This is a genomic window from Ralstonia sp. 22086, assembly GCF_052045975.1.
In the GTDB taxonomy this organism is placed as follows: Bacteria; Pseudomonadota; Gammaproteobacteria; order Burkholderiales; family Burkholderiaceae; genus Ralstonia; species Ralstonia wenshanensis.
Genome location: NZ_JBQEPZ010000004.1, coordinates 449567 through 462744, shown reverse-complemented (window position 1 = coordinate 462744; position 13178 = coordinate 449567). Strand labels below are relative to the sequence as shown.

The 13178-nt window shown below is 66.2% G+C and carries 9 protein-coding genes; 2 read left to right on the top strand and 7 right to left on the bottom strand.

The window, feature by feature from the left end:
* Window positions 1-11 precede the first annotated feature (11 nt).
* The gene (locus ACTJK6_RS19410) at window positions 12-1535 is read right to left on the bottom strand and encodes an amidase (RefSeq protein WP_440839880.1); all 1524 of its coding nucleotides are present in this window, start codon (window positions 1533-1535) and stop codon (window positions 12-14) included.
* Window positions 1536-1546: 11 nt separating this feature from the next.
* On the bottom strand, window positions 1547-2839 hold the full coding sequence (locus ACTJK6_RS19405; protein WP_433868358.1) for an MFS transporter: 1293 nt from the start codon (window positions 2837-2839) through the stop codon (window positions 1547-1549).
* A 94-nt stretch (window positions 2840-2933) separates the two neighbouring features.
* On the opposite strand from ACTJK6_RS19405, the gene ACTJK6_RS19400 reads away from it, so the two are divergent.
* Complete coding sequence (locus tag ACTJK6_RS19400) at window positions 2934-3587, top strand: helix-turn-helix domain-containing protein (RefSeq protein ID WP_316879799.1); 654 nt, start codon at window positions 2934-2936, stop codon at window positions 3585-3587.
* 31 nt (window positions 3588-3618) lie between these two features.
* Here the strand turns inward: ACTJK6_RS19400 and ACTJK6_RS19395 are convergent, their stop codons facing one another.
* Entirely contained in the window at window positions 3619-5211 is a 1593-nt protein-coding gene (locus tag ACTJK6_RS19395) for an N-acyl-D-amino-acid deacylase family protein (RefSeq protein WP_440839879.1), read from the bottom strand.
* 359 nt (window positions 5212-5570) lie between these two features.
* On the opposite strand from ACTJK6_RS19395, the gene ACTJK6_RS19390 reads away from it, so the two are divergent.
* The gene (locus ACTJK6_RS19390; RefSeq protein WP_440839878.1) at window positions 5571-6485 is read left to right on the top strand and encodes a hypothetical protein; all 915 of its coding nucleotides are present in this window, start codon (window positions 5571-5573) and stop codon (window positions 6483-6485) included.
* Window positions 6486-6488: 3 nt separating this feature from the next.
* Here ACTJK6_RS19390 and ACTJK6_RS19385 read toward each other — a convergent pair whose 3' ends face one another.
* The 4 genes from ACTJK6_RS19385 to ACTJK6_RS19370 form a co-directional block, all read right to left on the bottom strand.
* Window positions 6489-7940 (bottom strand): efflux transporter outer membrane subunit, encoded by a 1452-nt coding sequence (locus ACTJK6_RS19385; RefSeq protein WP_440840048.1) that lies wholly within the window; start codon window positions 7938-7940, stop codon window positions 6489-6491.
* On the bottom strand, window positions 7940-9253 hold the full coding sequence (locus ACTJK6_RS19380; RefSeq protein WP_232038898.1) for an efflux RND transporter periplasmic adaptor subunit: 1314 nt from the start codon (window positions 9251-9253) through the stop codon (window positions 7940-7942). The genes ACTJK6_RS19385 and ACTJK6_RS19380 overlap by 1 nt, the downstream gene beginning before the upstream one ends.
* A complete protein-coding gene (locus ACTJK6_RS19375) occupies window positions 9246-12452 on the bottom strand; it encodes an efflux RND transporter permease subunit (RefSeq protein WP_440839877.1) in 3207 nt (1068 codons plus the stop codon). The genes ACTJK6_RS19380 and ACTJK6_RS19375 overlap by 8 nt, the downstream gene beginning before the upstream one ends.
* A gap of 162 nt (window positions 12453-12614) precedes the next feature.
* Window positions 12615-13088: a MarR family winged helix-turn-helix transcriptional regulator gene (locus ACTJK6_RS19370; RefSeq protein ID WP_440839876.1), complete on the bottom strand. Its 474-nt coding sequence runs from the start codon at window positions 13086-13088 to the stop codon at window positions 12615-12617.
* Window positions 13089-13178: the final 90 nt, after the last annotated feature.

Below are 13178 nucleotides of genomic sequence, written 5' to 3'. Positions count from 1 at the left end.
CCGTTGTAGGTTCAAACGGCCGAGGTGCCCATGCCGCTTGTGGCGGTATCGAACGCCGGCGGCGCGGTGACGATGGATTGGAGCGCCGGCGTCGGCTGCGCAAGCTTGGCTAGGTCCGGACGCGGCCGCCGCAGCGTAGCAGACGCGTCGAAAGCCTGCTCAAGCGCATGCGCCACGGCAAGCGTCTTGCGGTCGTCGTGGAAGGGACCGACGATCTGCAGGCCGAACGGCATGCCGGCGTGGTCAACGCCGCACGGCAGTGACAGCGCCGGGTGCGTGGTCAGCGTGACCACGTAGGTCAGCGCCAGCCAGCGGTAATAGTTCTCCTGCGCGCGGCCATCGATGTGTGTCGCGTACAGCTCGCTCCACGGAAAGGGCGACACCGGCGTTGTGGGCGACAGGATCACGTCGAACTGACTGAATGCCGCCTGAAAGCGTTTGAGGATGCGCGTCTGTTCAGCCTGCGCCCACGCACAATCGGCAAGCGTCATCGCGGCGCCCAGCTCGTAGTTGGCGCGCGAGTTGGGGCCAATCGATGCCGGGTCGCGCGCATAAGCATCGTGCAGGCCGGCGACGAAGCTCTCTGCGCGGATCACATCAAAGCAGCGGTGCACTGCGCCTAGGTCGAACTGCACGGGTTCACATGAGCGGAACATCGGCGCGATGGCGGCAATGCGTTCGCGGAAGACCGCGCGGATGCGGGCGTCGACATCGCAGCTGCCGAAGTCTTCCGTCCAGCCGACGCGCAGTGTGGACAGATCGAGCGGCGCGGGCGTGAGAAGGCTCCGTGGATCGACGTCGAAGCTGAGCGGATCGCTTGCCGACAACCCAGCCGTGGCGGCCAGTTGCAGGCAGGCTTCGGCCACCGTGCGCCCCATCGGGCCGACCACCGAAATGGGCGTCCAGCCGAGTTTCTTGCGTGAATTCGGCACCAGCCCCGGCGATGGCCGAAAGCCCACCACGCCGCATTTGGATGCAGGAATGCGCAGCGAGCCGCCGGTGTCGGAGCCCGTGCAGACGGGCAGCATGTCGCACGCCAGCGCCGCCGCCGCGCCGCCCGACGAACCTCCGGCATTGAGCATCGGGTTGAACGGATTGCCTGTCGCGCCCCACACGGGGTTGCGCGTGTTGGCGCCCGCACCGAACTCCGGCACGTTGGTCTTGGCCACCAGCACGGCGCCTGCGGCGCGCAGACGCTCGACCAGCAAGACGTCTTGCGTCGGCACGTTGCTGCGCGCGGTGGGCGAGCCGTAGGTCGTCAGTAAGCCCGCTGTGTCTTCGAGATCCTTCACGCCCAGCGGCAGGCCATGCAGCAGGCCGAGCGGTTCGCCATTGAGCACGGCGCGCTCTGCGGCTCTTGCGGCTTCGTGTGCCTGCGGAAAGCACGTCGCCGTGACGGCATTCACGGCAGGGTTGATCGCTTCGATCCGGTCGATGCAGGCATTGAGCAACTCGACGGGCGAGATTTCCTTGGCGCCGATCAGCCGGCGCAGTTCCACCGCAGACAGGCTGACAAGTTGTTCGTTGTGCGACATAAGCATTCCCTTTAAAGCGCTTCGCCCGTGCGGTCGCGCAGCCAGATCACCGGCACCAGTGACACCAGGCACGCCGCCGCCACATACCACGCCGGCGCCAGCGGGTTGCCGGTGCGCTCCACCAGCCAGCTCGCGATGAACGGTGAGAACCCGCCGAAGAACGATGCGCTCACCACATACGTGAGTGCAATGCCGGTGGCGCGTACGTGCTTGGGAAACAGCTCCGGAATCATCACCAGCACGGGCACGATCTGCGCGGCCACGAATATCGCCAGCAATGCAGATACCGCGTACAGCGCCAGCGGCGTTGGATGCACGCTCAGGAAGGCAAACGCTGGGTACACCGCCAGCAGCATGATGACGCGCGCGGTGACCAGCAGGCGCTTGCGGGTGTAGCGATCGGCCAGGCGCCCGGCAATCGGTGCGGCGACAAACAGCACCAGCGAGCTGACCACGCCGGAAGCCACCGCCGCCGTTGGCGACATATGCAGCGTGCGCACCGCGTGGCTCGGCAGGAAAAACGCGGTGATGTACACCGAGACCGAGCCGCCCAGCTCTGCAAAGGTGCCGAGAATGGTCAGCTTCAGATGCGTGGTCAGCGCGGCCTTGAGCGCGCCTTGCGGCTTGGCGTGGCTGGGTGCCGCATCGCGGCGGTCGAGCGTTTCTTCCAGCCGGCGGCGGATCAGCATGCCGGCCGGGGCCGCAAAAATGCCCAGCAGGAACGGCAGCCGCCAGCCCCAGGCGAGCACCGCTTCCTTGGGCAGCGTCACGTTGATGAGCGTGGCGACTGCCGCGCCCAGCGCGAGGCCCAGTGCGGTTGCCGCAAAGTTCCAGCTGGCAAAGAACGCTCGCGTACGGTCGCTTGCGTATTCGACCAGCAGCGTGGTGCCGGGCCCGAATTCGCCGCCGGCTGCAAAGCCCTGCATCAGGCGCGCGGCCAGCACGATCATCGGCGCGAAGATGCCCGCCGTGGCGTATGTGGGCGCCGTGGCGATGAGCGCGCACGACAGCGCCATCATCATGATGGTCAGCACCATCGCCTTCTTGCGGCCGACGCGGTCAGCATAGGCACCGATGATGACGCCGCCCAGCGGCCGCACCACAAAGCCCACGCCAAACACCCCGATCGACAGGAGAAACTGGTTCACCGGCGATGCCGATGGAAAGAACAGTTGCCCGATCTGGATGGCGAAATAGCTGTAGATCGTGAAGTCGTAGAACTCCAGCGCAGTGCCGATGGTGGTAGCGGCAATGACTTGCGTGCGTGACAGCGCGGGGCGGCTGTCGAGGGCGAGTGTCGACACGGGCTGCTCTCCTAGGTTGGAGGCTGGGGAGGGTTTGAGTTATCGTATACGAGAAAAATCAAATTCTCGTATACGAGAAAACCCGGAGACATGCGTGGCATCCAGCGCAAAAGCGGCTATCCAGGCCGATCCCCCCATCGACGAGGCACCGGCGCAGCTCAATCACCAGGAGGTGGGGGCGCGCATTCGCGAGGCACGCAAGGCGCGCAGGCTCACCCTGCAAGAATTGTCGGAGCGCTCTGGCGTGGCACTGTCGACCATCTCCAAGGCCGAGCGCGGCGACATTGCACTGACGTATGAGAAGTTTGCCGGCCTGGCGCAGGCATTGGGGCTGGAGTTCGAGCAACTGCTGGGCCGCCGCCGCACGCCGGATGCCGGACCATTACGCCCGACGTTTACGCCGTCGGGCGGCCAGGTCATCTATGACACGCCGAACTACGAATACGGCATGCTGGCCGACGCGCTAACCGGCAAACGCATGCTGCCGATGCGCGCACACATCCGCGCGCGCTCGGTCGACGACTTTCCCGATTACATCCGCCACCCCGGCGAGGAATTCGTCTTCGTGCTGGGCGGCGAGATCGAACTGCGCTTCGAGAACGGCGACGCCTTTCGCCTGGCGCCCGGCGACAGCCTGTACTTCGACAGCGCAGTCGGCCACGTCTATCTGTCAGTCAGCAAGGAAGACGCCGAGATACTCGCGTGCTGCACCGGCACCGACGTGCGCGAACTGGGCGACGTGATCTGAGCTTCGTCACCGCGCGCGCCGCGTGACTGACTCACTTGCGCAGCGCCCGCCCCGCCAGAACATCCGGCACCGCCTTGCCGTCGGCCACGGCCACCGCGCCGTTGACGACCACCCAGCGCACGCCCACAGGCGGCAGCCCAGGCTGTTCATAGCTCGCGCGGTCGGCAAAAGTGGCGGGGTCGAAGATGACCAGATCGGCAAACTTGCCCGCCTGCGCCGTGCCGCGATCCTTGATGCCGAAGATTTCAGCCGTGCGGGCGCTCGCCTGGCGAACGGCAAACGGCATCGTCATCACGTGCTTGCGCGTGACGTATTCACCGATGCGGCGTGCAAAGGTGCCGGCCTCGCGCGGGTGTCCGGCAATGCCGTCGGAGCCGCCCACGACGAAGTCCTGCTTCATGAAGGCTTCCAGGTCGGTGTCGCTCATGTTGAACGACACGATGTTCGTGCCTCCATGCTGGATCACGCTGATGGCCGCATCGACGGGGCTCACGCCCAGCTTCTTACCCAGCGCTTCGAGCGATTGCCCGTTGTACTCGGGCTTGGTGGAAATCAGCACCTGCGCCGCCGGCCCATTGCGCTGTTGCATGGCCTTTTCCATGTCGGTGGCAATGCGCGCACGCGTGGCCGGGTCTTCCAGGCGCTTGAGCAGCGCGTCGTTGCCGCCGTCGCGTGCCCAGCCCGGCACCAGCGCCGGAATGATGTGCGTGCTCGACGCCGTGTACGGATACTGGCTTGCCGATACGTTGATGCCGCTGGCTTGCGCCTCACGTATCAAGCCGATGACCTCCGCGCTCTTGCCCCACGAATCCACGCCCAGCGCCTTGATGTGCGAGATATGGATCGGGATGCCCGACTGCCGGCCGATGTCCAGCGCCTCTTTCACAGCGTTGATGAGGCCAGTCCGGAAGTTGCCCTCGTCGCGCAGGTGGGTGTCGTAGATGCCGCCACGCGCGGCCACGGTCTTGGCCAGCGCCACCACCTCGTCGGTCTTGGCGAACACGCCAGGCGTATAGACGAGGCCCGTCGACATGCCGAATGCGCCGTCGCGCATGCCGTCTTCCATCAGCGCCTGCATGGCCTTGAGTTCGTCGCCGGTGGGTGCGCGCGCCACGTCGCCCATCACGCGGTGGCGCACAGCGTTGTGGCCCACCAGCATGGCCACGTTGGTGCCGATGCGGTTGGCGTCCAGCGCCTTGAGCGTCGGCCCGATGCGGTCGAGATCCTGCCCGTCGCCTTCGAGCACGATGCCGTCGTTGCCGATCACCACCGTCGTCACGCCTTGCAGCAGGTACGGCAGGTTCTGGTGTCGGTCTTTGGAGACGAGGTTGTGATAGGCGTGCGTATGCGGATCAATAAAGCCCGGCGCCACCACCAGCCCGCGCGCATCGAGCACCGTCTTCGCCTGCACGCCCGCGGCGGAGGGCTGCACCAGCACGATGCGGTCATTGCGGATGCCCACATCGGCCACGAACGGCGCACCGCCGCTGCCGTCGACCACGGTGCCGTTGCGGATCAGGATGTCGACCGGTTCAGGCTCCGGCGCGGCTTGGGCGGGGCCAGTGAGCGCAAGGCTCAAGGTGAGGGCGGACAGCAGGCACTGCAGCAGACGGTGTGGGCGCATATCGGCTTCCTTGTGGTTTGCAGCGAGTGTAAGGAGCCTTGTTGCCCACATCGCATGCAAATGGTTCGGCCCGGTATGCGGAACGGACATGCAGGGGTTCGCGGTGCCGGAGCGCTTGTGCGCAGACGCCAATACAACACTCAGCGTTATCAATATCTGAATTAAGAACAACTAATCACCCGCAAAGCCTTGCCAGCATTGGATGCGGCAAGACATTGGCAACAATGTGCGGCTGTCCCCACTTTGGAGGGGGGCAACTGACTTGCCCCGGTGACACAATCGCGAAAATTCAGAAGTCATGCTGCGCCACGTGCGACGCATGGCAGACCCGGTCGGGGAGCTTCATGCAAGAGAGTTGGATGGCAATTTCGGCGGCGCGCGCACGGGCGCATCGCCTGTACGGCGTGCGCGGCTGGCTCGTGACACTGCTGTGGCTGAACACGCTGCCGGCGCTGGCGATCGTGCTGGCGATGGGCATGATGCTCACGCTCGGCGAGGCCAACGGTGGGGGAGCCCGGGCGGCGCCGGCACTGGCTGGGCTCGTCTTTCCGATGGGGCTCGTCACCCTGGCCTTCCTGCGCGTGCGCTGGTTTCCGATGGTGTGGCTCGGATACGGCCTGCTCCAGTTGCTGGCCACGCTGGCCATGAGCGGCGGCATTCATGCCTGGACGACACAAGCCTCCGGCGGCACGGCAGGGCGCATGCCGATCATGCTGCTGCTGGCGGCGGAGGCGCTGCTGCTCATCGGCTCGGCAGCGTACATGTGGTTTTCGCGCCGCGTGCGCGTGACCTATCGGCATGAGGTGCGGCTGGCCGATCCTGCTGCAGCACCGGCCGTGTTCGACAAGCCCGCCCCCAACGAAACGCCCTCTGACGCCACCGACCACGCGCGCGAGCGCGCAGCCTTGCGGCGCGTTGCACAGGAACTGAGTTCGGGCGTGCTGGACACCCGAACCTGGATGCACGTCATGCGGCATCACGCCGATGCCACCGACGGCACCCGCACGGCGGCCTATGTGCGTGCGCGCATGTCAGAACTGTGTCCGCCGGCGCATGTGCATCCGCCGGTCGTGCGCACGTTGTCGACCGGGCTGGGCGCGCTGCTGGTAAGCCTGCTGGCCGCCGGCGTGCTGATGGCCGCGGTGATTGCGCTGGCGCTGCGCGTGCCTGGCGACGGCACCGATCTGCTTGAACTGCTCGTTGCCGTGGCGCTCACGCTGAGCTGGCTGGGCGGCCTCTTTGTTGGCGCGGGTTTCCTGCGCCGCGTTGCCTGACGCCTACCGCGCGGCCGTCGGCGCGGCTGCGGCCTGGTTCCAGTCGCCACCCACCGCCTTGACGAGGAACACGCTCGTCGTCAGCTGCTGGCCGAGAATCTGCACCGCCGTGCGCTGGTTGTTCAGCAGCGATTGCTGCGCGGTGATCACGTCCAACGAGGTTGCGAGCCCGCCCTCGTAGCGCACGCTGGCAATGTCGTAGACCTTGCGGGCGCTTTCCACGGCATGGCGCGCCTGGTTTGCCGCACGGTCCAGCGATTGCAGGCCGGCCAGTCCATCTTCCACTTCCTGCAGCGCCCCCAGCACCGTCTGACGGTAGTTGGCGATCGCACCCTGATAGGCCGCATTGGCAATGTCCACGCGCGCCCGCGTGCGGCCGGCGTCAAACGCCGTCTGGGCGATCTGCGTGCCGAACGACCACAGCAGCGTGGGCGCAGAAAACAGCAGCGCCAGATCGCGGCTTTCCCAACCGGCACCGCCGTTGAGCATCACGCTCGGGAAGAACGCCGCGCGTGCCACGCCAACTTGCGCGTTGGCGGCAGCGGCACCGCGCTCTGCGGCGGCCACGTCGGGGCGGCGTTCGATCACGTCAGACGGCAGCGCCACAGGGATCTGCGGTGCCGTGCCCTTGAGCGGCGTCGGCTCGATGTGGAAGGCGGGAGCGGGTGTGCCGACCAGCGTCGCCAGCGCGTGTTCATACTGCGCGCGTTGCCTGGTCAGCAGTTCGGCCTGCGTGGCGGTGCTGTCGACGAGCGCCTGTTGCTGCGCGAGGTCGAGGCCCGAAGCCACGCCATCCTGATGCCGTGAGGTGACGAAATCGAGCGCCTTATGCTGCAGCGCCAGACCTTCCTGCACCACGGCGATTTCCGCATCGGTCTCGCGCAGGTTGTACCAGGTGGTGGCGACCTGCGCGGCCAGCAGCAGGCGGAAGTTCTCGAAATTGGCGCCGGCCTGTTCTTCGCTCGCCGCCGCGTTGGCGACGGTGTTGCGCACGCGGCCGAACAGGTCGGCTTCGTAACTCGCGTCGGCGCGCAGCACGAAATCGCTCTGGATGGTCGACATGGTCGGACTGGTGTACGACGAGAGCGGCCGTTCCGACGACGTGCGCGTACGCGAGTCGTTGTTGTTGGCCGTGATGGTCGGCAGCAGGCTGGCACGCGCCACGCGCGTCTGCGCCTGCGCCTGCTCCAGGTTCGACAGCGCGACCTTGAGCGATTGGTTATGCGCCAGCGCCTGCGTGACCAGCTTGTCGAGCTGCGGATCGTTGAAGCGCTGCCACCACGGGCCTTTGGGCGCGGCGTCGGCGGGTTGCGCGGCACGCCACGGTGCTTCGGTTTGCCAGTGCGCCGGCACGTCCATGGCGGGGCGCTCGTAGGTCGGCGCGAGCGAGCAGCCGGCCAGCGAGACGATCAACGAGGCCGCCAGCGCGGTGGTGCGCAGCCGCGGTCGGCGGATCATGATGCGTGCGGCGCGGAGGCCGCGGGCGCCGATGCCGGGGCCGGCGTGACGATGGTCACTGCTTCGCCCTGCTCGATGGAATCGGCCGGGTTGAGGATCAGCGCGTCCGTCGCCTTCAGGCCGGAGATGATTTCCACCGTGCGGCCGTAGTCGCGTCCGATGGTGACGGGGCGCAGGTCGACGTGGCCGTTTTCTGCCACGGCGATGCGCGGGCCTTCCTTGCGGAAGAGGAGCGTGTTGGTCGGCACCGTGAATGCAACCGGTGCATCTGCCTTCGCGCTGGCGCCGGCTGCGTCGCCGCCGGCTGTGCCCTTGATGGCGACCTGCACATAGGCGCCGGGCAGCAGGCGCCCGTCCTTGTTGGGCAACTGTACTTCCACCTGCATGGTGCGCGTGGTGGCGTCGATGGCGCCGGAGGCCCGCGCGATGGTGCCGTGGAAGGTCTGGCCCGGCAGCTCGGCCAGCGTCACGGCCACATCCTGCCCGACCTTCACCTGTTGCGAATACGCCTGCGGCACATACAGGTAGATGCGCAGCGGATCGGTCTGCGCCAGCGTGAACAGCTCGCGGTTGGCGCCCGCGTTGCCGGCATTGACCAACGCGCCGACATCGACATTGCGCTTGGTCACCACGCCCGCAAACGGCGCCACCACCCGGCGGAAGCCTTGCAGCTCCTGCAGGCGGCGCACGTTGGCTTCCGCAGCGGCCAGGTCGGCCTGGGCCTGGTTGGCGGCGCTGGTACGCTCGTCCAGTTCCTGTTGCGAGACGGCGTCTTTCTGGCGCAGGTTCTGCCAGCGCGTAAGTGAGGTCTGCGCCAGCGCCTTGCGTGCGGCGGCCTGGTTGCGCGTGGCCTGTGCCTGGTTCAGTTCCTGGTCGACTTCCGGCGTGTCGAGCAGCGCCAGCACTTCGCCCTTGTCGACGTGGGCGCCGATGTCCTTGAACCAGCGCAGCACGTAACCGCTGGTGCGCGCATAGATGGGCGATTCAACATAGCCCTGCAGCGTACCGGGCAGCGTCAGTTCGCGAGTGGTGTGAGCCGGTTTGGGGGCGATGGTGGTGACGTAGCGGCTGGTCTGCGCGTTCACCTGCCGCTCCAGTGCGTGCGCGTTGTAGTAGCGGCCGACCAGCGTGCGCGCAGCGCCCAGCGCAAGGAGCACCCCCACGACAATCACGACCCAGCGTGCGCGGCGCATGGCAGGGCCGCGGTCTACCTGTTCGATCGGGTCCACCGTGACAACGTGGTGGGGCGGGCCGTCCGCCAAGTGTCCAGAGTGCGCCCCGGAATGGGCACCGGATGTTTGCTCAGACATGTCCTTCGCTTCCCCGCAAATCGTGACTACGCCGGGCGGCGCGCCGCTGCAATCTGTTGTGTACGCTGGCAAACACCACCGGAACAAAGAAGAGGGTCGACACGGTCGCAAACAGCAGACCGCCGATCACCGCGCGCCCCAGCGGCGCGTTCTGTTCTGCGCCTTCGCCCAGGCCCAACGCCATGGGCACCATGCCGATGATCATCGCCAGGGCCGTCATCAGCACCGGGCGCAGGCGCGTGGCCCCCGCTTCCAGCGCGGCCTGCACCGGCGCAATGCCTTCGGCCAATCGCTCACGCGCAAACGAGATCAACAGAATCGAGTTGGCCGTCGCCACGCCCATCGTCATGATCGCGCCTGTGAGCGATGGCACCGACAGCGTGGTCCCCGTCACGAACAGCATCCAGGCGATGCCCGCCAGCGCGGCCGGCAGGGCGGTCACGATGATGAGCGGGTCGATCCACGACTGGAAGTTCACGACGATCAGCAGGTACACCAGCACGATCGCCATCACCAGCCCCACGCCCAGGCCGATGAAGGACGATTCCATCGTCTTCACCTGACCGCGCACCGTGACCTGCGCGCCGCGCGGCAGCTTGGGGCGGATGTCATCGACGGCCTTCTGCACCTCCTTGGCGACGGCGCCCAGGTCTCGGCCCTGCACGGCGGCGTACACGTCCACCACGGGGGTGATGTTGAAATGCGAGACGACCTGCGGCTGCACGGCAGGGCTCACCTGCACGAGGTTACCCAGCAGTTGCGGGCCGCCTGCCTGAGCGGCGCCACCGCGCGAGCTTGCCACCGGCGTGCGCAGCAGTGCGTCAAGGGAATCGACGCGGTACTGCGGGCTTGTGACGGCCACCTGGTACACCACGCCGTTGATCGGGTTCAGCCAGAACGTGGGCGAGGTCTGGAAGCTCGAACTGAGCGAGACCAGCAGGTTCTGCGCCACGTCGCGCCCTTCGAGGCCCACCTGCTGGATGCGCGTGCGGTCCATGTTCAGGGCCAGCGTGGGCTGGTCGAAGCGCTGGTGCACGTGCGTATCCACCGCCCCCGGGATCTGCTTGATGCGGTTGGCCAGCATGCCCGCGAGCTGCTTGTTGGTGGCCACGTCGGCGCCCGAGAACTGCACGTCGATGGCCGATGGCAGGCCGAAGTTCAGGATCTGGCTGACGATGTCCGCAGGCTGGAAAGCGAACTCCACGCCCGGGAAGCGCTTGGGCAGTTCTTCGCGCAGGCGGCGGACGTACTGAGCGCTGGGCTTGCGCTCGCCTTCCTGCAGCGCGATCAGGATTTCGCCGTCGAGCGTGCCGATGGTGCCGGCGTTGCTGTACGACAGGTTGATCCCGGAGTTCGGCACGCCCAGGTTGTCGAGAATCGTCGACAGTTCCTTTTTCGGAATGATTTCGCGGATGGCGGTTTCGACCTCGTCGGCCAGGCGTGCGGTTTCTTCAATGCGCATGCCCGACGGTGCCCGCATGTGCAGGCGGATTTGCCCGGCATCCACATCGGGGAAGAAATCCCGGCCGAGCACCAGGAAGAGCGCGCACGACGCCACGCAGAAGCCCAGGAACGACAGTGCGAACATGCGGCGACGCTCCAGCAACCCGCCCAGGATGGCGGCGTAGTTGCCGCGCATGTGCTCGAACTGCGTGTTGAACGCCCGGTAGATGCGGCCGAATGTGCCTGGTTTTGCGTCGGCTTTCGTGGCGTTTTGCGTGTGGCCGGTCATGAGCATCATCACCAGCGTCGGCACCAGCGTGCGCGACAGCACATACGACGCCAGCATGGCGAAGATCACCGCTTCGGCCATTGGCACGAACAGGTAACGCGCCACGCCCGTGAGGAAGAACATCGGCACGAACACGATGCAGATACACAGGGTCGACACGAAGGCCGGCACGGCAATCTCGGCCGCGCCGTCCAGGATGGCGGTGACGGGCTCCTTGCCCTCGTGCAGATGGCGCTCGATGTTCTCGATGGTGACGGTGGCATCGTCCACCAGGATCCCCACCGCGAGCGCCAGGCCGCCGAGCGTCATCAGGTTGATGGTCTCGCCCAGCAGATGCAGCACGATGATCGACGACAGGATCGACAGCGGAATCGACACGGCAATGATGGCCGTGCTGCGCCAGTTGCCGAGGAACAGCAGGATCATGGCGGCCGTCAGGCACGCGGCGATGAGCGCCTCGCGAATCACGCCTTCAATCGCGGCCTTCACGAACAGCGACTGATCGAACAGCGGCGTGATCTTGATGTCTTGCGGAAGCGCCGCCGCGGCGGTGGGCAGCAGCTTGTAGATGTTGCTGACGATATCCAGCGTCGACGCACCGCCGTTCTTCAGGATGGACAGCAGCACGCCGCGCTGGCCGTCCTGGCGCACCACGTTGGTCTGCGGCGAGAAACCGTCGCGCACATGGGCCACGTCGCCCAGGTACAGCGTGGCGCCGTTGCTGGTCTTGACCGGAATGGCGTTGAGTGCGGCGATGCTGCCCGGCGTGCCATTGAGCGTGACGCCGTATTCGGTGGCGTCGATCTTTTGCGTACCGGCCGGCAGGATCAGGTTCTGTGCGCCCACCGCGTTGACGATGTCCACGGGGGTCAGGCCCTGCGCCAGCAGCTTCTGCGTGTCGAGATCGACCGTGATCTGCCGGCTCTTGCCGCCATACGGGAACGGCACGGCGATGCCGGGCACCGTGATCAGGCGCGGGCGCAGGAAGTTCAGCGCCGCATCATTGAGTTCCTGCTCCGACAGCGTGTTGCTCGACAGGCCCAACTGCAGGATCGGAATGCTCGACGCCGAATATTTGATGATCAGCGGCGGCGTCGTCCCCGGTGGCAACTGCCGCACCTGCGCCTGCGACACCGAAACGATCTGCGCCAGCGCGGTCTGGATATTGGCCGTCGGCTGGAAGAACACCTTGACGATCGAGATGCCGTTCAACGATTGCGACTCGATGTGCTCGATGTCGTTGACGGTGGTCGTCAGGCTGCGCTCCGTGACAGACACGATGCGGTCGGCCATCTCCTTGGCGGGCAGGCCGTTGTAATTCCAGATGATGCTGACGACCGGAATGTCGATTTCCGGAAAGATGTCCGTGGGCGTACGCATGAGCGTAAACGGCGTCGCCAGCAGGATCAGCAGCGCGAGGACGATGAACGTCAGCGGCCTTCGCAGCGCGAGTTGGACAATCCACATGGAGGCGTTTCAGAACCGCGGTGCGTTGAAGGGGAGGCGAAGGCCGCTCGAACGGCGGCGACCAGCCATTCTATCGCCGAGGGGTGTCGATCAGAATGTTCCTATGATCAGACTTTATTACATTGAATAACGGCGGCTGCCGGGGCAACTGAAGGCGCCCGCTCAGCGCAGATTCCGCCCACATTGCAGCAGCAGATCGTGCAGCAATGCCGCGTGCGCGACGTCGATTCCCTGCAGCATTTCCTTCTCCAGCCGGCTGACGGCCTCGTCGCACAGCGCCAGCAGCGCGAGCGCTTCGTCGGTCAGGCCCAGCATGACGATGCGGCCGTGCGTCGGATCGGGCGTGCGCGTCACCCAGCCCCGCGCCTCCATTGTCTTCACCACTTCATTGGCCGATTGTGGCGACATGAACGAGCGTTCCGCCAGTTGCGCGTTCGACAGGCTGCCGCGCGCGTGCAGCACGGACAGCGCCGTGAATTGCGGCACCGTCAGCCCGTGCGGGGCGAGCGCTTCGCCCAGGCGCCGCTTGACGATGCGGTCAGTGCGGCCGATCAGGTAGGGCAGTCGGGCAGACGTTGCCGAGGCCCCCTCTTGCGCGGGCTGAGGTGGGTTGCGTTTGGTTCGTGTGGCCGCCATGGATGTGAGTGGGTGTGCACCTATGCAGATGCGCACATTCTGCTACGTGTCGTTCGGATCAGGGTTTACGGCAATGATAATCTCCTTGTT

Bases quoted from the DNA above. Each gene is read 5' to 3' on its own strand.
- ACTJK6_RS19410 (WP_440839880.1), bottom strand. From the start codon at position 1,535: ATGTCGCACAACGAACAACTTGTCAGCCTGTCTGCGGTGGAACTGCGC.
- ACTJK6_RS19395 (WP_440839879.1), bottom strand. From the start codon at position 5,211: ATGCGCCCACACCGTCTGCTGCAGTGCCTGCTGTCCGCCCTCACCTTG.
- ACTJK6_RS19390 (WP_440839878.1), top strand. From the start codon at position 5,571: ATGGCAATTTCGGCGGCGCGCGCACGGGCGCATCGCCTGTACGGCGTG.
- ACTJK6_RS19380 (WP_232038898.1), bottom strand. From the start codon at position 9,253: ATGTCTGAGCAAACATCCGGTGCCCATTCCGGGGCGCACTCTGGACAC.
- ACTJK6_RS19375 (WP_440839877.1), bottom strand. From the start codon at position 12,452: ATGTGGATTGTCCAACTCGCGCTGCGAAGGCCGCTGACGTTCATCGTC.
- ACTJK6_RS19370 (WP_440839876.1), bottom strand. From the start codon at position 13,088: ATGGCGGCCACACGAACCAAACGCAACCCACCTCAGCCCGCGCAAGAG.